General features: G+C 63.0%; 23 protein-coding genes. 3 read left to right on the plus strand and 20 right to left on the minus strand.

Annotation, left to right across the window (positions count from 1 at the left end):
- The 19 genes from RVU70_RS10905 to RVU70_RS10995 all read right to left on the minus strand — a co-directional run bounded on the left by RVU70_RS10905 (position 1) and on the right by RVU70_RS10995 (position 13,639).
- The gene (locus tag RVU70_RS10905) at positions 1-435 is read right to left on the minus strand and encodes an NlpC/P60 family protein (protein ID WP_363346139.1); all 435 of its coding nucleotides are present in this window, start codon (positions 433-435) and stop codon (positions 1-3) included.
- Positions 432-1,319 (minus strand): DUF2163 domain-containing protein, encoded by an 888-nt coding sequence (locus tag RVU70_RS10910; protein WP_363346141.1) that lies wholly within the window; start codon positions 1,317-1,319, stop codon positions 432-434. The genes RVU70_RS10905 and RVU70_RS10910 overlap by 4 nt, the downstream gene beginning before the upstream one ends.
- Before the next feature lie 11 nt (positions 1,320-1,330).
- Positions 1,331-1,969, minus strand: coding sequence for a DUF2460 domain-containing protein (locus RVU70_RS10915; protein ID WP_363346143.1), 639 nt, complete (start codon positions 1,967-1,969; stop codon positions 1,331-1,333).
- Between the two features lie 14 nt (positions 1,970-1,983).
- Positions 1,984-2,565, minus strand: a complete 582-nt coding sequence (locus tag RVU70_RS10920) for a phage tail tape measure protein (protein ID WP_363346145.1) — start codon at positions 2,563-2,565, stop codon at positions 1,984-1,986.
- A 19-nt stretch (positions 2,566-2,584) separates the two neighbouring features.
- Complete coding sequence (locus tag RVU70_RS10925) at positions 2,585-2,809, minus strand: rcc01693 family protein (RefSeq protein ID WP_405044883.1); 225 nt, start codon at positions 2,807-2,809, stop codon at positions 2,585-2,587.
- Positions 2,806-3,159 carry a gene transfer agent family protein gene (locus tag RVU70_RS10930; RefSeq protein ID WP_363346146.1) on the minus strand — a complete coding sequence of 118 codons (354 nt, stop codon included), beginning with the start codon at positions 3,157-3,159 and terminating at the stop codon, positions 2,806-2,808. Before RVU70_RS10930 ends, RVU70_RS10925 begins: the two co-directional genes overlap by 4 nt.
- Before the next feature lie 11 nt (positions 3,160-3,170).
- The gene (locus RVU70_RS10935; protein WP_363346148.1) at positions 3,171-3,581 is read right to left on the minus strand and encodes a phage major tail protein, TP901-1 family; all 411 of its coding nucleotides are present in this window, start codon (positions 3,579-3,581) and stop codon (positions 3,171-3,173) included.
- 19 nt (positions 3,582-3,600) lie between these two features.
- Positions 3,601-4,011 carry a DUF3168 domain-containing protein gene (locus RVU70_RS10940; protein ID WP_363346150.1) on the minus strand — a complete coding sequence of 137 codons (411 nt, stop codon included), beginning with the start codon at positions 4,009-4,011 and terminating at the stop codon, positions 3,601-3,603.
- Positions 4,012-4,021: 10 nt separating this feature from the next.
- Positions 4,022-4,351, minus strand: coding sequence for a phage head closure protein (locus RVU70_RS10945; RefSeq protein ID WP_363346152.1), 330 nt, complete (start codon positions 4,349-4,351; stop codon positions 4,022-4,024).
- Positions 4,348-4,914: a hypothetical protein gene (locus RVU70_RS10950; RefSeq protein ID WP_363346154.1), complete on the minus strand. Its 567-nt coding sequence runs from the start codon at positions 4,912-4,914 to the stop codon at positions 4,348-4,350. Before RVU70_RS10950 ends, RVU70_RS10945 begins: the two co-directional genes overlap by 4 nt.
- Positions 4,915-4,974: 60 nt before the next feature.
- Entirely contained in the window at positions 4,975-6,201 is a 1,227-nt protein-coding gene (locus RVU70_RS10955; RefSeq protein ID WP_363346156.1) for a phage major capsid protein, read from the minus strand.
- A 132-nt stretch (positions 6,202-6,333) separates the two neighbouring features.
- Entirely contained in the window at positions 6,334-6,918 is a 585-nt protein-coding gene (locus tag RVU70_RS10960; RefSeq protein WP_363346158.1) for an HK97 family phage prohead protease, read from the minus strand.
- Between the two features lie 715 nt (positions 6,919-7,633).
- Positions 7,634-7,915 (minus strand): hypothetical protein, encoded by a 282-nt coding sequence (locus RVU70_RS10965; protein ID WP_363346160.1) that lies wholly within the window; start codon positions 7,913-7,915, stop codon positions 7,634-7,636.
- A 243-nt stretch (positions 7,916-8,158) separates the two neighbouring features.
- Positions 8,159-8,503, minus strand: coding sequence for a hypothetical protein (locus RVU70_RS10970; protein WP_363346162.1), 345 nt, complete (start codon positions 8,501-8,503; stop codon positions 8,159-8,161).
- A 435-nt stretch (positions 8,504-8,938) separates the two neighbouring features.
- Positions 8,939-9,223 carry a contact-dependent growth inhibition system immunity protein gene (locus RVU70_RS10975; RefSeq protein ID WP_363346164.1) on the minus strand — a complete coding sequence of 95 codons (285 nt, stop codon included), beginning with the start codon at positions 9,221-9,223 and terminating at the stop codon, positions 8,939-8,941.
- A 510-nt stretch (positions 9,224-9,733) separates the two neighbouring features.
- Positions 9,734-11,020: a phage portal protein gene (locus RVU70_RS10980; RefSeq protein ID WP_363346166.1), complete on the minus strand. Its 1,287-nt coding sequence runs from the start codon at positions 11,018-11,020 to the stop codon at positions 9,734-9,736.
- Between the two features lie 78 nt (positions 11,021-11,098).
- On the minus strand, positions 11,099-12,418 hold the full coding sequence (locus RVU70_RS10985) for a terminase large subunit domain-containing protein (RefSeq protein WP_363346168.1): 1,320 nt from the start codon (positions 12,416-12,418) through the stop codon (positions 11,099-11,101).
- A complete protein-coding gene (locus RVU70_RS10990; protein ID WP_363346170.1) occupies positions 12,384-12,914 on the minus strand; it encodes a hypothetical protein in 531 nt (176 codons plus the stop codon). The genes RVU70_RS10985 and RVU70_RS10990 overlap by 35 nt, the downstream gene beginning before the upstream one ends.
- A gap of 236 nt (positions 12,915-13,150) precedes the next feature.
- Positions 13,151-13,639, minus strand: a complete 489-nt coding sequence (locus RVU70_RS10995) for a YcgN family cysteine cluster protein (protein ID WP_363346172.1) — start codon at positions 13,637-13,639, stop codon at positions 13,151-13,153.
- 135 nt (positions 13,640-13,774) lie between these two features.
- Between RVU70_RS10995 and RVU70_RS11000 the strand changes: the two genes are divergently transcribed.
- From RVU70_RS11000 to RVU70_RS11010, 3 genes are read left to right on the plus strand one after another with little or no spacing between them, the layout of a single operon-like run.
- Positions 13,775-15,991 (plus strand): PBP1A family penicillin-binding protein, encoded by a 2,217-nt coding sequence (locus RVU70_RS11000; RefSeq protein WP_363346174.1) that lies wholly within the window; start codon positions 13,775-13,777, stop codon positions 15,989-15,991.
- A gap of 2 nt (positions 15,992-15,993) precedes the next feature.
- Positions 15,994-16,590: a DUF1214 domain-containing protein gene (locus RVU70_RS11005; RefSeq protein ID WP_363346176.1), complete on the plus strand. Its 597-nt coding sequence runs from the start codon at positions 15,994-15,996 to the stop codon at positions 16,588-16,590.
- Positions 16,581-17,174 (plus strand): hypothetical protein, encoded by a 594-nt coding sequence (locus tag RVU70_RS11010; RefSeq protein ID WP_363346178.1) that lies wholly within the window; start codon positions 16,581-16,583, stop codon positions 17,172-17,174. The genes RVU70_RS11005 and RVU70_RS11010 overlap by 10 nt, the downstream gene beginning before the upstream one ends.
- Here the strand turns inward: RVU70_RS11010 and RVU70_RS11015 are convergent, their stop codons facing one another.
- A complete protein-coding gene (locus RVU70_RS11015; RefSeq protein ID WP_363346180.1) occupies positions 17,175-17,657 on the minus strand; it encodes an MEKHLA domain-containing protein in 483 nt (160 codons plus the stop codon).
- Positions 17,658-17,665 lie beyond the last annotated feature (8 nt).

Raw genomic sequence — 17,665 nt, forward strand, 5'->3', positions numbered from 1 at the left:
TCAGTCGACGACGCCCGGAAAGGCGAAGACGGCGGCGATGCGCTTGCTCCAATGGCCGATCGCAACTTCCGCGACACGGGCGCCGCTATGGGCGTGGACCATATGGGTGGGGGAGGTCGCGATCCCGAGATGTTTTGCCGGGAGGTTATCGCGGAAGCGGAACACGAGGACGTCCCCCGCGCGAAAATCGTCTGGCGGCGCAGGCCGGAAATGCCGGTTCGCCGCATCGAGCAAAACCTCGACGCCGAGAGCCTCGCCCCAATCGGGGGTGTAGGGTGGCGCTTCTTCAGGCTCTTCGCCGATCACTTCGCGCCAAACGCCACGAATGAGGCCAAGGCAATCGCAGCCTGCGTTTACAAGCGACGCCTGATGTCGGTAAGGCGTTCCAATCCATCGACGCGCGGCGGCGACGATCGTTGCGCGCTTCACGCTCATTGAAAGAAACTCCCGCCATCCATCGCCTGAGAGCGCGAACTGGGGTAGGCGATGACAAGATCGTTGCCGGGCATATGCGGAAAGCCGCGAAAGTTGACGATATTGCCGAACTTGGTCCGACACGTCGTCGCCGACTTGTCGCAGCCCGCGGTGAGCGACACGACGTCGCCGCTCACGATGGCGGCGCCTGGCGGCGTCCACAGCGCGATTGTCGCGCGCAACCCGCTTTCCCGCCGGTGCGATTTGATCGTCACTTTGGCGCCGCCGTTGACGCCGCCCGTGAAGGTCAGTCTGCCGCCGGTGAAGAAGCCCGATTCGAAAACGCCGGAAAGATTGAGCGTCAGTACGCCGCCTGAAAACGCCGCGACGACGCCAGTTGAAGCGAAAGCGCCGATACTGAGTTTGCAGCGGCCGTCGCCGAAATCCGCCGCACAGCCGCGCTGGAACGCGCGGCCCTGGGTTTGATCGAAGAAATGGGCGCTCGAGCGCAGCTCAGCGCTGAAAGCGCCTTCGCCGCGCCGCACTTCACCAATCGTTGCGACGTCCAGTAAAGTCCGGAGTTGAGGATCGCTCCAATCGACGAGCCATGTCTCGACGGAGGCGTTATCGTACAGGCCGTTGAGGAGATCGCTTTCCGATAGGCTGTCATCGGAGAGCGCCCCGGCCGCCTCCGAGGTCGCCACCGAAAGGCCGAGGCTGCGTTCAGCTTCAGTGGCCGACAGCCCTGTGCTTGCGCGAAAGACGACGCCGTCGAAAGTAAGATCCCGGTCATGGTCGGTGAACCCCATGATGGCGCCGTCGCGCCGCAAGAGCCGCCAGCAATGGCAAAGGGTCGTCGCCTGCCGGTCGAGCTTTTGCTGGAAAGACGAAGAGATATCGAGCATTTCCAAACCTTTCAGACGGCGATTTCGATGATGGGGATTTTCGGGATGGCGCCCGCCTCGAAGGCCTCGAAGTCGATCTCGAGGAAATCCGTGTCGAACCGAACCGGCACGTCGAAGAGAAAACCGGCAGTGACGAACGCGCCCGGCGGCGGGGTCGCGCCGGGCGAGAAAGTGACGACGCCGGTCGTCGCATCGGCTGAGAATTGTGACGCGGCCTTTTCAACGCCGTCGACAGCGATGCGCACGCTGCCGGCGACGGGTTTTGCAATGCTACGCCCGTATGCGGCGAAAACTCCGCCATAAGCTTTGGTCAGCTGGAATGTCCGTGTTGCGCCGTCGCCTTTTCCAAGATTCTGGTCCGTTGGCGCAGGCGCGGCGCCTGGGGCGCAGGACGCGAAATCAGCACGGTCGCGCCAGCGAAACCCGTAGAGACGCCCACGTCGCTCCTCGAAAAAGGCGATGACCTGAGAAAGCTGGGCGAGCGTCTTCACGCCATAGCCTGCTTCATAGCGGCGACGCGAATGAGCCCAGCGTGCGTTGCGCGACTCTCGGTTAGAACCGAGCGTCACGATCTCGGTGCGGCGTTCTGGCCCGCCGCGCCCTTGCAAGGAAACGTCCAGGGGAAAGCGGATGTCGTGAAAGTCGCTCATTTGGAGACCGTCGATCAGAGTTGCCGCTGGCCGCGCCCGACGGCTCGCGCGAGCGCGCTGGTGATCTGCGCCTCGGAGCGCCTAAAACTCTCGAAATCCTGCGCGGCGATATTGACAGTCACCGAGACAGGCCGCCCCTGAGCGCCTTGCGCAACGACCCCCAACCGTCCATCTGGGCCACGCGCAAGCGGCATGATCGCCTCGGCGCCGCGTTCTCCCATGAGTCCGATTGCGCCGCCATTTGAAAAATAGGCAGGACTTGCGACAACGCCGCCCTCAGCGAAGGGCGTGATCCGTTGATTGCCGCTGAAGGCGTTACTCAACATGCCGCTCAAGGAATTTGAAACGCCGTCGACCATTGCCTTCGCGCCGTCTCGCAAGGCGAGCTTCGTCAAAGATTGTCCAATACTCAGCAGCGTTTCATTGAAGCTCTTGCCGCTCGTCGCCGCAGCGCCAAAGCCGTTCGCCAGAATTTTCGCGACCTTCTCGCCCGAGGCGCCGATCTGGTCGAGGAGATGCTTGGCGGACGTCAGCTCCTGCGTCGCAATCGGCCGCGACGCGCTCAGGCCGTCAAAGTCTGGGAAGTCGATGCCCATCGTCTGTCCTCATCAGTTCTCAATCTGGGAAATCGCGCATCAGGGCGTCGAGCCCGGCGCGGCTCATGCAGGTTCCGCCATGCCCGTAGACGCCCTCCGCAGCGTGGAACAACTCGCGCGGCGTCATAGACCAGAAATCACGTGGACCAAGCCGCAGGACGCCGAGGCCAAAGGCCATCGCGCGCGTAAAAGGAAAGGGCGGGCGCGGAGAGGGCGCGCGCGCCGAATTTCCTTTCGCGATCAGGCGTCCTGCGGCGACGGAGGGTTTGCGGCGTGCGGCTCCGGCTCGTCGCCGAATGTCGCGGCCAGGAGGTCAGCCGCGATCTGCACATAGCCTGCAAATCCCCCCGATGCTTTCATCCTTGAAACCTCTTCGTCGCTCAGCGCATGACCCGCGCCGCGCAGCCCGCAGCCAATGACGCGCAAAATGTCACGGGCCGAAAGCCGGTTCGCCTCGAAACGCTGCGCCAGCCCGACGAGATCGCTCGCGCCCATGCCGCTCTCGAGCTCTGCGAGCGCGCCGAGGGTCAGGCAAAGCGTGTAGCGCTTGCCGTCGAGCAGCGCGTCGATTTCTCCACGTTTGGCGTTGGCCATGGGAAGCTCTCTCAAATCGCCGTGAACGTCAGCGCGCCGGCGGAGTCGAGCGAAATGTCGAAAGTCACTTCACCCGAGTGCTCACCGCGGTAGTCGAGATTGGAAATCTGAAAAGGCCCTGCAAGCGCTCCAAGGCCGGGAACAATTATTTGCCAGTCCCGCAGCAATCCGTCGAAGAAGATCTGGCGCAACAGCGCATCGGAGGCTTGATCCTTGAAAATCCCGGCGCCCGAAACGCTCGCGCGGCGCACGCCGGCGCCGCCGAGCAATTCACGCCATCTTCCCGCCGACTCGGCGTCGGTGACGTCGACGCTGTCAGCGTTGAGCGCAAGGCGTCGCGTGCGAAGGCCGGCGACGGTCACGAAGGCGCCGGAGGCGTCGCTGACCTTGAGAAGAAGATCCTTGCCTTTTTGGGCAGTCATGTCGGTTCTCGAATTCAGGTTAGAGATATTCCGTCGTCGCGCGGAAAAGCATGGCCACGCGCGCGAAGCGGCCGCTGGCGTCGCGCTTCGTGTTCATAGAAGCGAAGCGCAGATCAATGAGCTCATGGTCGTCGAGCGTGAGCGCCGCGCTATCCAGGAGATCGACGATCTGCTGCGCGACGTCCAACGCGGGGCCGAGCCCGCGTTCGGTCGAAATGACGGCCAGCGTGAGAAAGTGCTCGCTCCCGCGCGAGAGCGTCGTCGACCAGTCGCGCATCTCGGCATCCGTGAAAAGCACATAAGGCGTTTCAGCGCCGCGTGGCGCCTCTTCATAGATCCGTGCGCCGCCGAGAGCGGCGACGAGCGCGCCATCCATCAGCAAGCGAGCTCGGATTGCTTTGCGCAGGGCGACGACGGGCGAGGCGGTCATGGTCGGCGCCTCATGAAAACTCTTCGCATACGCATTTAAGAAACCTCCGACCTTCGTCGCTGTCCTCGACGTTGCGAATGACAAGCTTCCGTCCGCGAAAATCGAATCTCATCTCGTTCGCCACGTCGGGGCGCCAACGAATTTTAACCGCGTAGCGTCGCGTCTGAACGATCTGTTGCTCGATGAACTGCTCGCTTCCGCCAAGCGCTTCGATTCGCGCCCAAAGTTGTGCGACGGGCGCGAAGCTTCGCGTAAAGCCGCCGAGTTCGTCCGGAACGTCGACCGGGGCCTCCAAGGTGAGGCGATGGCGCAACGCGCCGATTGTCGCGGCGCTGGTCACGACAAGCGCTCGCGCCTGAAGGGTGCTGCGAGTTGGATGACGCTTTTTGGCAAAACGTCGTTGACGTCGTCGCCCCGCTTTTCGCGCCAGTGCGCGACAAGAACCATCATGGCGCGTCGGAGTGGCTCGGGCGTCCCGCTGGCGCTCGCGCCATAGCCGACCGAGAAGTCGATCTCGATCCCGTCGACGCTTCGCCCCGGCGCGGGCGGCGCCGATTTGAAGGTCACGCGGGCGCCATCGCTCGCTGGAGGCGCCCGATAGGAGATCGGCGCAAGCGTCTGCGCCATGTCATTGGCGTCGAAGATGCGAATAGCCGAAACGGCTTGAAACGGCGCGAACGGGATAGACAGCATGAGCGCATCGAGGGGCCAGGCGTTGAGCGTAATCCGCCAGCTCTGGGTAACGAAGAAGCGACGCGTATAGGCTTCGAGCGTCATGCGGGCCGAGACGATGAGCGCCTGGATCAGTTGGTCCTCGTCGCCTCCGTCTTCACGCAGCCAGGCTTTCATGTCCGTAAGCGAAACGGGCTCGATCGTGGGCGCGCCGATCAGCATGGGTCTCATGGGCGGGGTCCTGATCAGGAGGGGAAAGCCCGCGGCGTCGCCGCCGCAGGCCGGGAGCGGTCAGGAAACGCCAAACTTCAAGAGCTTGATCGCCTCGAAGTTCTGCACGCCGCCGCCGACGCGTTTCGTGGTGTAAAACAGCACATACGGCTTCGCCGAGTAGGGGTCGCGCAGCACGCGAACGCCGATGCGGTCCACGACGAGATAGGCCCGCTCGAAATCTCCGAAGCCGATCGCCATCGTGTTTGCGCCGGGATCGGGCATGTCTTCGACTTCGACGATCGGGAAGTTCATCAGGCTCGCGGTCGCGTCGGCTGTCGCGGGCGGCGCCCAGATGTAATCGCCGGTCGTTGTCTTGAACTGGCGCACGAGAGATTGGGCGCGCCGGCCCATGACGAATTTTGCGTTCTGTCGGTAGCCGGCCCGCAGAGCGTAAGCGAGATTGAATAGCGCGTCCGAAGGATTGGTGGCCGCGAAGGCCCCAGCGACGCCGGTGACGACATAGCCGATATTGCCCCAAGTCCAACCCGCATCGGCGACGTTCGTGTAGGAGAGAAAGCCTTTCGGCTTGTTCACGCCGTCACCGGACACGAAGGCGGCGCCTTCCTGCTCCGCGAAAGCCACCTGCACTTCGTCCGCGATCCACTGCTCAATATCGACGACGGCGTCGTCGAGGAGCGCCTGAGTGGCCGCCGGCATGGCGTAGAGCTCCATCGCCGGGAAGTTCATGTCGGCGATCTGCTGGTTGGCCGTTTGCGGGCGGGGGTCGGCCTCCGCCACCCAGCCGGCCGCAGGGCCAGAGGTGCAATAGGCGCGTCGTAATGACTGCGTCGAAATCTCGCGCACGCTGGCGATGGCTCGAATCGGCGAAAGCTTGGCGAGGCGACGCAGAATTTCTCGTTCGGCCGGAACCGGCACGAGATAGCCGCCGTCCGGTCCAGACGTCCGCGACATCGCCTTGGCTTCGAGGGCCTTCAGTCCGGCCGCTTCGCCCGAGCGCATATAGTGATTGAAGGCCGATTTGTGCTCGCGGCCGCCTTGATCCTCAGGGGTTGCGCCGCCCAGTCGCGGACGCGACAAGTCGAGCGCGAGCCGATCGAGGCGGCTCTTCGTTTCATCGAGCGCCCGGTCGATGCGCGCAAGCTTCTCCTCGGTCACGACATCGGCGCCCATGCGCGTTTCGAGTTGGGCGAGACGCTCGTCATTTGCCTCCTTGAAGGCCGAGAAGGCGTAATTCAGGTCGGCGATGACGCCGTCGCTTGCAGATTTCATTTCAGTGGACGCCATGAAGTGCCTCGGGGGTGAGCGCGCAAAAGGACGTCCCACCGGCGATCGCCGTGGGTTTTCGTCTGTGCGCGGGGGTGAAAGCCGTCTGGCCAATGCGTGTTCCGCGTCGACGGCGTGAGCGGAACGGTTTTCTTAACAGCCTATTCGTAACGCGAGGCTTTGCAGTCGATGCTGGAGACGCAACGACGCCTCCTGGGCCTTGAGCCGGCAGAGCATGGCGCGTTGTGTGTCGGTCGTCGCGAGAGGCGTGCGTTTGACCGCGTCGATGCGCGCCTGCGGCGCCATAGGAAACGTCACGACGGAAATTTCCCAAAGATCGATTTCGCTCAGTCGGCGCACGCCGCTCGTCTTGTCGATGGCCGCCTGCTTGGCGCGAAAGCCGATCGAGAGCCCATCGACCGCCCCGCTGCGAATGAGCGAGAGCGCCTCGCGCGCCCGCGCCACCGAGAGATCGAGGTGGCCAGCGGCTTTCAGGCCCTTCGAGTCTTCGATAAGCGAGGTCCAGACGCCGATCGGTTCAGCGGCGTTATGCTGCCACAGCAGTTTGACGCCCGCGGCGCCCCGCTTCATGAGCGTGCGCGCGAAGGCGCCGGGCATCACAATGTCGCCGCCCGTATCGGCGACGCCGAAGAGCGAAGCATAGCCCTCGATAACGCCAGCTGACGTCGCCTGGCCGAGTGGAAGGCTTATGCGCTTGGTTTCTCGCAAGGTTGTCATCCTCTGCCCAGATCGGCGCCCGCAGGGTTTCGCGAATGCGCCTGTAATTGCGCGAGCACATGCACGAAAGTCTTGAAGACTTGCGCGGACTCCTCGCGGCGTCGCGTCGTCTTGCGGCGGGGATTTGCTGAAAATGGCAGACGCAGTCTCAGATGTATCAAGGATCACTCCCACAGCGTCGGTTGAATCGGGCGAGTTCGCGCACAAAGGCGTCGAGGCGACGCGTCGCCTCGCTTACTTGGCGCATGGCGAGATGCGCCTGCGCCGTGGCGACGCAGGCCCATAGAAAGAGCGCGAGATGGGCGAGATCGCCGCGCTCGAGAATGGCGTTGAGAATGTCGGACAGCGAAGCGACCTCCTTCCCAAGTGGGATCGGTGTGTTTGACGAAGCGACAAAGCCTTCCAGTCGAGGCCGCCTTCGAGCAGCAACGGCCGTGGGTCGGTCAGATGGGCATTGTCCGGTCAGGGCCTGCGGAGCAAGCGTCAGGCTTATGAGAACGGATCAGTTTCAGAAATTCCGCGCAGCTTCCCTCTGGTCCGCGAAATGGCGATATCTCCGCCCTTGGTGCTCCGCCAGATCATTCTCAATTTCTGCTTCGGGCCCAGCGTAGACCAACGCGCCCGAGGGCGGCGCGGAGTTGTCGAGCAGCGACTTGCTCCAGAAGCTCTCGGCGTTATGCGTGTCGAGCGCGACTTGCGCCCGAAAGAGAAGCGGTTAATCAAAATATGTGCGCAACTCTTTTAGAAACTCCGTGCAACTACCTTCTTCGCCTCTGAAAGGAGATATCTCCGCCTTCGTTTCCCGCCATATGCTTCTGAGCTGAGCCTCATCATATCTTCCGCTGTTCAGCTCTTCCAGAGACTGTTTTATGACGCCCAGGTTCTCTTCTGGCGTGTTGGCTATCGCATCTTCTATCAATCCGCCGTTCGGAAAAAACAAATGTACATCCTGATGAAAAAAAACTGTGAACGTCAAAAATTCGGCCGGGATGCGCATCTTGATCTCCCTATCAGGAAATGGGGTACGCAGTCTTTACGCGAAATCCATTTTTCGAGGACGGTTCCCTTAATAAACACGACCTTCCTTCGGCGAAAGCAACCAAGCTTTCCAGTCACCGGATCAGGTTAGTTTCTGCTCTACCGCTCTCAAAGCAGCCTTGAAAAAACGGGAACGCGGTGATAACCAAATCTCCTCTTTTGACCTTTGGGTTTCGTCGCGGCGCTGAGTTCACGAACAGCGCTAACCGAGCTTTTTTTCTATAGCAGCAAGCGCCCGCGCGAAAACTTGCACAATTGCCGGCTGATCTCGACTCGCGTCTGGCCCGGAGAAAAACGCAGTATGGGGCCGCGTATTTTCCCACAGCGTGCTCAATTTTTCCGCGGCGTTCGGCTCGCTCAGCGTTTTGGCCAGGAAGTCCTTCAGAACGACTAGGTCGCTTCGCTCACACCAGCTGAGTCCATAGTCGATTGCGCGCTCTATGTATGCCTCGAATCCGTCATCACCCGTGGCGGGATGATCCCTGTAGAGAGCCACATCAAAGCCCAGACAAAAACCTTCTAGCTGATCGAGAGGAGGTGTGCTCATTGGGTCTACTCCTTTCGGTCGAAGAACGGGAACGCCGTGATGATAGAAAAACCTTTTGGAACTCTGGTGTTCTTAAAGATAACGACAGCGACCCCGAATATCGCGCGAAAGGCTATTGGCGCACTAACGTCCCAAGGACGATCCGTAAATGCTTCAAAACCGGTTGGGGAAGAGAACCATTTATCCAGCCGGATGGGAGCGCTTCCAGCCGGTCGGCGTTGTAGTCGAAGCGGAAGGGCGCGAAGCCCGGTTGCAGCCAGGCCTGAAAACTTTTCTGCAAGCGGGTGACGAGGGGCGGCACGGTCTGGCGCCAGAAGGCGCGGTTCGCTTCGCCGTAATGCGAAAAAGGGTTTCCAGTCGACTTAGCCTCGAGCAGCAGCGGCTGTGGGCGCTCGCATGGGCGCCCGATCAGGACCTCCGGAGCAAGTGTCAGGCCTATGCGAGAAACGAACGGATCAATTTCAGAAATTCCGTGCAGCTTCCCTCTGTTCCGCGAAAGGGCGATATCTCCGCCCTGGTGCTCCGCCAGATCATTCTCAGCTCGTCTTCGGTAAATTTTCCACTCAGCAAATCATCGATGAACGATTTGATGATGTTCTGGTGTTCGAGTTTGGTGTGTGAAATTGCATCCTCGATCAAGCCTTCGCCGTTTGGAAACAGCAGATCAAAGTCTTGGTGAAAGAACGCCGTGAAGGTCAGGAATTCTTCTGGAATAACCATGCTTAGAGTTTCCCGGGTTCGTAGATTGGATAAGCCGTCTTGATGCGAAAGCCTTGCTTGGCGCTCCCATCTCTTACGAGAACAACTCGAACGCCGTAGGTCGTGCGGATTTGAATTTCTGCTTCGGGCTTCGAAAGATAAGACTGATAGCCTGTTGGAGCGTCGAACCATGCTTCTGCGATACCGCCCGATCCGTCCTTCTATAATGTCTTTTATCAGAGCTCGATTATTCACTAACGTAGCGTTTACCAGTTTATTTGCTGCGGTCAATGAGCTAAACGAACCGATTTGATCCTTCCAAACCCAAATACCCAATATTTTCTTGACAGTGTTTCGAGTTGCATTCTTTAGCTGCGCGACCTTCGTGCGCGCCACCCTCTTCATCCAACAGGTTAATAACGAGCTCGCCAATTCACTCGAAGAGTCTCCCGATCCCGAGATCGTCCGCGACATTCGCGTCGACGTTGACTGCAACCTGTTTCGGGGCGTCGAGCAGCGAGACAGATCCAGTCACGCTACCACTCCTCCACCCCCACCCCCCGTCCACTGCCCACCGGTCGACGACCCCGCCGGCACGCGCGGCTGGTCGGGTGCGTAGCGGGCCTCGAAGCCCTTCGCGAGAGGCCCATCCTTCGGGGCCGGGCCGTAGCCGACGGCCTCGCGTTGTTCGTCCAGCGTGAGGAAAGCCGCCCGGCCGACACGCTCCCATTCGCTCGCCCGTTCCGCCGCGAGCGCTTCCAGCCGGTCGGCGTTGTAGTCGAAGCGAAAAGGGGTGAAGCCCGGTTGCAGCCAGGCCTGAAAGCTCTTCTGCACGCGGGTGACGAGCGGCAGCACGGTCTGGCGCCAGAAGGCGCGGTTCGCTTCGCTGTAATTCGAAAACGTATTGTCGCCGGGCAGGCCCAGGAGCAGCGGCGGCACGCCGAAGGCGAGGGCGATTTCGCGCGCGGCGGTAGCCTTCGACTCGGCGAAATCCATGTCTTTTGGGGAGAGCGACAAGGCCTTCCAGTCGAGCCCGCCTTCGAGCAGCAGCGGCCGTCCGGCGTTATCGGCGCCCGAGAAGTTTTCCTCCAGTTCCTGCTTCAGCCGGGTGAACTGTTCGTCGGTCAGATGGGCGTTGTCCGGCCCGGCGTAGACGAGCGCGCCGGAAGGTCGCGCGGAATTGTCGAGCAGCGCCTTGTTCCAGAAGCTCGCGGCGTTATGCGTGTCGAGGGCGACTTGCGCGGCGGCGAGCGGCGCGAAGCCATAATAATCATCGAGCGGGTTGAAGAATTTGATGTGCAGGATCGGCTCGATCCCTTCGCCCTGCATCTCGTAGCGGGCGTCGGCGCCCTGCGCGCGATAGACGAAGGCCGCGGGCCAGCCGTTGCGGCCGGGCTCGACGCTCATGCGGTCCGGACGCAACGCGTAAAGCTCGCGCAACTGCCCGTCGAGCGCGACGGACTCGATATAGGCGTTGCCATAGAGCAAGAGATTGGCGCAGATCGTCTCGATGAAGGAGACGCTGGTGTTTGTTGGGTTGGGCCGCTCGATCAGCGCGAGCAGCGGATGCTCGGGGACTTCCTCACGGCCTTCGTAGACGAGCCAGGGAACGGAGGCGGCCGCTTCCGCCACCATACGCACGCAGCGATGGCAGACGGCGTTGCGCTCATAGCCTTCGCGCGTCATCGCCGCGCTGTTGCGCGACGTCCAATGCGGGGCGCCGATCGAATGCATGGCGAGGAGTTTCGCCGCGCGCGACGCTTTGAGATCGCGCGCCCGCGCCGTCGCGCCGAAGAGGCGCGTGAGAAAAGGAGTCATGCGTTGGCCCTGAAATGAAGAGATGAGACGCTGCCGCGCCCAGGGGCGCGGCGCTGAAACGGCGGGCTTGCTTGCTGTTTACACGCGCCGCATGCGCGGTTCGGGCGATCTCGGCGTCAGCGCCAGCGCGGTCACCGCCCAGACCAGCGCGTCGAGGCGATCGGGCGAGCGGCCCGAGGAGAGGCCGTCGAGCCCGAAATCGCACATTTCGTCTTCGAGCGCCGGAAGGGCGCCGACATGTCTTACGCGGCCTTGTTCGTAAAGCTGCGCGACCGGCGCGGCGCGCAGATATTTGCCGCGCGTGGCGCGCACCATGGTCACCGGCGCGGCGGGGTCCGCTTCATTGAGCACGGCGCGCACCATTTCGCCGCCCTGGTTGACTTCGGCGATGAGCGAGTCGGCCGAAAGCTTGTGATACAACGCGATCGCCGCGCGGGCCCATTGCGCCGGCCGCGCGGCCGCGAGGGTCTGATCGTCGAGCACGTAGACGAGGCCGGCCGCGTCCTCCCCGGCGGCGACGATGCCGCATTGATCGGCGCGCTTGCCCGAGGTCGCGGGCGGATCGACGGCGACGACGATGCGCGACAGCGCCGGCGCGGCGGCGACGCGCGCCGTCTCCATCATCTCGCGCGTCCACAGCGCGTCTTTGCGCGCTTCGACCATTTCGCCATCGAGCTCCTGTCGTCCGAGCCGCGTGCCGGCATATTGCGCCACGACGCTTTCCAGAAAGGAGGGCGCGAGATTAGCCGCGTTCTCGCGCGTCAGCGCGCGGGTCAGCGCCGTCGCCGGATGCGCGAGCAATTCCTTGAGAAGCGGCGTGGGACGCGGCGTCGTCGTCACGAGCTGACGCGGCCAGTCGCCGAGACGCAAGCCGAATTGCAGCATGTCCCAAGTCTCCCTGGCGTAGCGCCATTTGGCGAGTTCGTCGCACCAGGCGGCGTGAAATTGCGGCCCCCGAAGGCTTTCCGGATCTTCGGCGGAAAAGGTCTGGGCGACGACGCCCGTTTCCCATGTGAGCCTTCGGCGCGAACTCTCCCAGCGCGGGCGGTCGCGCTTGTCGTGCACGGCGAGAAGGCCGGAGACGCCTTCGATCATCACGTCGCGCACGTCGGCCGCGGTTTCGCCGACGAGGGCGATGCGCGCGACCGGAGCGGCGGTGAATTGTGCGCGCCCGAGCGCCAGCGCCTTCACCCATTCGGCGCCGGCGCGGGTCTTGCCCGCGCCGCGTCCGCCGAGAATGAGCCACACCCGCCAGGGCAGGCCGTTCGGCGCGAAATCCGGCGGCCACTGATCTTTGCGGGCCACAAGCTCCCAGTCGCTCAGAAGCCGCGCGAGCTCGCGCGCGCTGATAGTTTCCAGCGCCTCATTGAGAAGGCCTTTCGCCGCGCAGTCGCTCAAGCCGTCGAGCAAGCTCCGCGCGGAGTTCGGCCAATTCGCGGGGCGGCTCGGCGTCGGCGTCTGGATGGTCATCGGCGCTGGTCGCAGTCTCCCTTGGCGCATCGGCTTCGCGCCGCATGCGTTTCAATTCGGCGAGCGCTTTCACCAGCGTCGCGATCGTGCGGGCGCTGGCTTCGAGCGTTTTGGGCGCGTGCTTTTCCAGCGCCGCCTCGGCGCGGGCGAACTCCCGTTCGACGGCGTCTTCGAGCCGCAGGATGAGACGCCCCGGGTCAGCGGCGGGGCCAGCGGTCGGCGCGTCGGGCGGGTCGGCCTTCCGCTTGCAGGCGGAGGCGCGCAGCGGCCAGCCGTTCGCTTCGCGAAAGCGGCGGAATTGCGGGGCGCTCATCGAGAGAAGAGCGAGAATCTCGGCGATGGGCGCGCCTGCGTCATAGAGAAGTTTCGCCTGCGTGATTTTCGCGCGCGACGCCGGAGATGTCTTTTTGTGCATGACAGCCATGACGCTGTTGCGCCGTCTCAGGTGCGGCGAAGCCGACGAAAGGCGGCCGCGCTTTTTTCGCGGCGAACCGTTCTTCTCTCGCGGCGAGAGACTGGCGCGTCCCTTCAGCTTCGGTGGATTTGCCCCGCCGCCCAAGCGCAATTGTGGAGCATGGCCTTTATCTAGCTGAGCAGCGTGCGGCTGTCAAGGAATATATTCCCCGCTGGCCGGAAAAAATTCAGCGCCGCGCGCCCCGTCTAGAAGCGCGCCTTCTTCGGCCAACGCTTCGGCCAGATCCGGATGAAGTCGGGCGTGTCCTCGTCCTCGACCTCTTCCTCGCTCGCTTCGACCTTGCCCCGCACCGAGACGCCGGCGCGATGGACGCTTTCGGGATCGCCTGAGATCAGCGGATGCCAGGGTGGCAGCGGCTTGCCGTCATTTCGCAGCACATAGGCGCAGGTCGGCGGCAGCCAGGCGATCTCCTGCAATTTCGTCAAGGTCAGGCGGATGCAGTCCGGCACATGCGCGCGGCGGTTCCGATAGTCGCTGCACAGGCAGCTTTCATGGTCCAGCATCTTGCAGGCGATGCTCGTGTGATGAATCGCGCCCGTGTCTTCGTCCTCGAGCTTGACCAGACAGCAGCGGCCGCAGCCGTCGCAGAGCTTCTCCCATTCAGACCGGGTCAGTTCCGAGAGGGGCTTCTCCCAGAACGGGGCCGCGCCGCTTTCGCCTTTTTTTTCCGCCATTTTCTGTCCATACGGCTGTCCCGCCGCGCGATGGAAACCATAACCGCAATGCGCGCGTCGTCGGGCGTCGTCAAGATGGTTTAAAAGGTGCTAAACTTGCCGCATCGTTCCCGGCGGCCGGGGGGTTCACGAGCCTTGTTCGAGCGTTTCTGGTCCTCGCCTTTCGTCAAGCGCATCAAGCGCATCCTTCTGTCCGCCGACGCGCTCATCGATTCGAGCGTCTTCGACAGCGGACGCCGCACGCGCGAGCTTTACGAGAATTACTCCGCCTTCATGCAGAGGTTCCACGTCTCCGGCTTCGCGCGGGTGGCGGTGGAGATCGCCTGCGAGGGTCTCACTCTCGGTCTCGGCGGTCTTATTGTCATGGTTGCGCTGGCTGGCAACGCCTTCCAGATGACCAGCGAGGGCGACTGGCTGAAGCAAACCGACCTCGCCGTCACGTTCCTCGACCGCTACGGAAACGAAGTCGGCCAACGCGGCATCAAGCACGACGACGCCGTGCCGCTCGAACAATATCCCGACTATCTCATCAAGGCGGTGCTCGCCACCGAAGACCGGCGCTTCTACGAACATTTCGGCATCGACGTGATCGGCACGCTGCGCGCTGTGACCGTGAACGCCCGCTCATCGGGCGTGGTGCAGGGCGGCTCCTCCATCACGCAGCAGCTCGCCAAGAATCTGTTCCTGTCGAATGAACGCACCATCACGCGAAAGATCAACGAAGCCTTTCTGGCGCTCTGGCTGGAGCACCATCTCACCAAGCGGGAGATTCTCCAGCTCTATCTCGACCGCGTCTATATGGGCGGCGGCGCCTTCGGCATCCAGGCGGCGGCGGAGTTCTATTTCGGCAAGTCGGTAAAGGACGTCACGCTCGCGGAAGCGGCGATGCTCGCGGGTCTGTTCAAGGCGCCGACGAAATACGCCCCGCACAATAATCTTCCCGCCGCGCGCGCGCGCGCCAATGACGTGCTCAACAATCTCGTCGACGCGGGCTTCATGAGCGAGAGCCAGATCATCGCCGCGCAGAGGAGCCCGGCGACGCCGGTGGACCGCCAGCGCGAGGAGAGCCCGGACTGGTTCCTCGACTATGCCTATGGCGAGATCAGGAAGCTTTCAGCGAGCGGCAAGCTCGGCGATAACCGCGTGCTGACCGTGCGCACCTCGCTCGACTCCAACGTGCAGAAACGCGCCGAGGAAGTGGTCGAACGGAATCTGCGGGAGCAGGGACGGTCTTTCCACGTCAAGCAATCGGCGATGGTCGTGATGGAGCCCGACGGCGCTCTGCGCGCCATTATCGGCGGACGGGATTATGGCGCTAGCCAGTTCAACCGCGCGACGGACGGCTCGCGCCAGCCGGGCTCGTCCTTCAAGCCTTATGTTTATCTGACCGCGCTGATGAGCGGCAAATTCAAGCCGACGACCATCGTCACCGACAGGCCGACCTGCATCGGCAATTATTGCGTCCACAATTACAGCGGCGGCTATGCGGGCTCGATGCCGCTCGCCATGGCGCTGGCGCGGTCGCTCAATACCGTGGCGATCCAATTGTCGATTGCGATCGGCAATGGCAATGCGAGGGAAGGCCGCGCCAAGATCATCGAAACCTGCCGCAAGCTCGGCATCAGCACGCCGCTCGAGGACACCCCCTCTCTGCCGGTCGGCCAGAGCGATGTGATCCTGCTGGAACATTCCGCCGCCTATGCCGCCTTTGTGAATGGCGGCAAGCGCACCATTCCTTATGCGGCCGTCGAGATTCGCAACCGGCAGGGGGATCTTCTCTACCGTCACGACCGCGACGCGCCGCCCCAGCGGCAGGTGCTGCCGCTCGACAAAGTCGTCGATCTCGCCACCATGATGAAAAAAGTGGTGGAGGAAGGCACAGGCAAGCGCGCCATTCTCGGCGAGGGCATCGACGTTATCGGCAAGACCGGCACCACCAACGGCTACAAGGACGCCTGGTTCTGCGGCTATTCGGGCACGATGGGCGGCTGCGTCTGGTATGGCAACGATGACAACGAACCGATGAACAATATGACCGGCGGCACGCTGCCCGCCGGCACCTGGCACGACGTCATGGCTTATGCGCACCAGGGCATCCCCCTGAAACCCATTGTCGGATTGAAGCCGGAAGCCAAGCCCGCCGTCGCCTCGACTGAGGGCGGCGCCGTGAAGCCGCTCGAACTCGGCGGCCCGCAGCGCCCCGCTACGCTGACCAAGGGCGCCGTGCAGGCGCTGGAGTCGATCGAGAAGAAGGCCAAGGCCACTGGCGTGGGCAAACAAAGCATGGCCGCGCCGGCGACGGTCGCCGAAACGCGCGGCGTCGACTTCCCGACCATTGGCGCCGCGCAATAAGGGTGTTCCGCTTGAACCGGCCTTACGCAAAATATCTTCGCGCCGCCGCCGTGATGATCGGCGGGCTTGTCATCGGCCTGCTGGCGACGTTGATCTCCTTGAACTCGGGCTACGGATTCGGGGCCCTGCGCGCCGGGTCCTGGATCGCCTGGCCCAATATCGGCGGGTCCGACGTCGATCCTTATGCGCGGGCGGTCATCGCACGCTCCGGCGAGGCGCCGCTGGCGCGCGATCAAGGGCTGGCGTTCACCGCGGCGGAGGATGCGAGCGGCGCGCCGCTCGACGGCGCCTGCGAATATTCGATCGTCGATCCGGTCCCGACGGCGCGCTTTTGGACCTTGTCGCTTGCGACTCCGAATGGCGGGCTCATCGACAATTCGACCGGCCGCTACGGTTTCTCCTCAGCCGAATTGCTGCGGCGGGAAGGCGGGGCCTTTACGATTTCCATTTCGCGCAACGCCCGCGCCGGGAATTGGCTGTCGCCGGGCGACGCCCGGAGATTTGTGCTGTTGTTGCGTCTCTACGACACGCCGTTCGACACTGACGCTCGTCCCGATCCGACGAACTTTCCCAAGATTGTGAAACTGAAGTGCGCCTGACGCTCCCCGACCGCATTTTCGATTATCTCCCCTGGGCGGCCGCGATGCTGCTCGTCGCCGGCGTCGTCCATATCGTCTCGGTGCTGTTGATGCCGGCTGTCGCCCCGCGCACCGCCTATGCGCGGGTGCTGGACGCGGTGGGCAAGGCGCCGTCCGAAACGCTGATTGCGCTCCCGCCTGCCGCGCCGGGCGGCGAGACATTGCCCTTCGAGGATCCGGCCTTTGCAGAGGGCGTGTGCGTCTATGATTTGTCCAAGGGCCTCTTGCACGTGTCGACCGCCGCGGACGGAGAGGATTTCTTGGCCTTTTCCTTTCACTCCGGCGGCGGCCGGCTCTATCACGCCATCACCGACCGCGCGGCGATCAAAGGCAAGATCGATATTGTGATCGGCGACGAAAAACAGATGGACGCGCTGCAGAGCGCAGCAGACGAGGCGCCGCCGCAGGAAGTAAGGCTCACCTCGCCAACCAAGCGCGGGTTCGTTCTCATTCGCTCCCTTGCCAAGCGTCCGGCGGATCAGGCGCGCGCGCGCGAGCGCCTCAAAGCAGTCAGTTGCGCGCGCTTCGATCCGCCGAAAGACTGACTAGAGGAAGGTCCATCGGGCGAATGTCGCGGCTTGTCCGGCGGGTTTGCCGGCGCCGTCCGTGATGTTCCAAATCGTCGCGTTGGAAATATGAAAGCGTCGGCCTTTTGCGCTGATGCGCACCCCTTCATAACCGCTGACGAAGCCCTCCCGCGTCGTTTGGGCAAGGAGTCTTTCACGCGCCTCGCGGAGCATCGGCTCGGCCGTCAATCGCGAGGGGGTGCGGATGAGCTCCGCCGCGCTCATTTCCCACAGCGCGAGCGCGACGCGATTGCCATAATTGAGGATCGGGTCGGCTTCCACGCCGTGCGAGACGACCACGAAGGGCGCGCCAAGGAGCCGCTCGGCGTCGAGCTTGGAGTCGCCCCCGCGCTCGATTAACTCGCGGCCAGTGCGGTCACGGTAGGAGTTGAGCAGGGCGGTGGAATGAATAATCCAGTTACGCCAAAGATCGCCCGGAAGCTCAGCGCTGAAACTCGACATCGTGCCTC

This window comes from Methylocystis echinoides (assembly GCF_040687965.1).
Lineage (GTDB): Bacteria > Pseudomonadota > Alphaproteobacteria > Rhizobiales > Beijerinckiaceae > Methylocystis > Methylocystis echinoides_A.

Excerpts from the sequence above, each read along its gene's own strand:
- RVU70_RS10905 (WP_363346139.1), bottom strand. The coding sequence starts at position 435 with ATGAGCGTGAAGCGCGCAACGATCGTCGCCGCCGCGCGTCGATGGATT.
- RVU70_RS10910 (WP_363346141.1), bottom strand. The coding sequence starts at position 1,319 with ATGCTCGATATCTCTTCGTCTTTCCAGCAAAAGCTCGACCGGCAGGCG.
- RVU70_RS10915 (WP_363346143.1), bottom strand. The coding sequence starts at position 1,969 with ATGAGCGACTTTCACGACATCCGCTTTCCCCTGGACGTTTCCTTGCAA.
- RVU70_RS10920 (WP_363346145.1), bottom strand. The coding sequence starts at position 2,565 with ATGGGCATCGACTTCCCAGACTTTGACGGCCTGAGCGCGTCGCGGCCG.
- RVU70_RS10930 (WP_363346146.1), bottom strand. The coding sequence starts at position 3,159 with ATGGCCAACGCCAAACGTGGAGAAATCGACGCGCTGCTCGACGGCAAG.
- RVU70_RS10935 (WP_363346148.1), bottom strand. The coding sequence starts at position 3,581 with ATGACTGCCCAAAAAGGCAAGGATCTTCTTCTCAAGGTCAGCGACGCC.
- RVU70_RS10940 (WP_363346150.1), bottom strand. The coding sequence starts at position 4,011 with ATGACCGCCTCGCCCGTCGTCGCCCTGCGCAAAGCAATCCGAGCTCGC.
- RVU70_RS10950 (WP_363346154.1), bottom strand. The coding sequence starts at position 4,914 with ATGAGACCCATGCTGATCGGCGCGCCCACGATCGAGCCCGTTTCGCTT.
- RVU70_RS10955 (WP_363346156.1), bottom strand. The coding sequence starts at position 6,201 with ATGGCGTCCACTGAAATGAAATCTGCAAGCGACGGCGTCATCGCCGAC.
- RVU70_RS10960 (WP_363346158.1), bottom strand. The coding sequence starts at position 6,918 with ATGACAACCTTGCGAGAAACCAAGCGCATAAGCCTTCCACTCGGCCAG.
- RVU70_RS10965 (WP_363346160.1), bottom strand. The coding sequence starts at position 7,915 with ATGCGCATCCCGGCCGAATTTTTGACGTTCACAGTTTTTTTTCATCAG.
- RVU70_RS10970 (WP_363346162.1), bottom strand. The coding sequence starts at position 8,503 with ATGAGCACACCTCCTCTCGATCAGCTAGAAGGTTTTTGTCTGGGCTTT.
- RVU70_RS10975 (WP_363346164.1), bottom strand. The coding sequence starts at position 9,223 with ATGGTTATTCCAGAAGAATTCCTGACCTTCACGGCGTTCTTTCACCAA.
- RVU70_RS10980 (WP_363346166.1), bottom strand. The coding sequence starts at position 11,020 with ATGACTCCTTTTCTCACGCGCCTCTTCGGCGCGACGGCGCGGGCGCGC.
- RVU70_RS10990 (WP_363346170.1), bottom strand. The coding sequence starts at position 12,914 with ATGGCTGTCATGCACAAAAAGACATCTCCGGCGTCGCGCGCGAAAATC.
- RVU70_RS10995 (WP_363346172.1), bottom strand. The coding sequence starts at position 13,639 with ATGGCGGAAAAAAAAGGCGAAAGCGGCGCGGCCCCGTTCTGGGAGAAG.
- RVU70_RS11015 (WP_363346180.1), bottom strand. The coding sequence starts at position 17,657 with ATGTCGAGTTTCAGCGCTGAGCTTCCGGGCGATCTTTGGCGTAACTGG.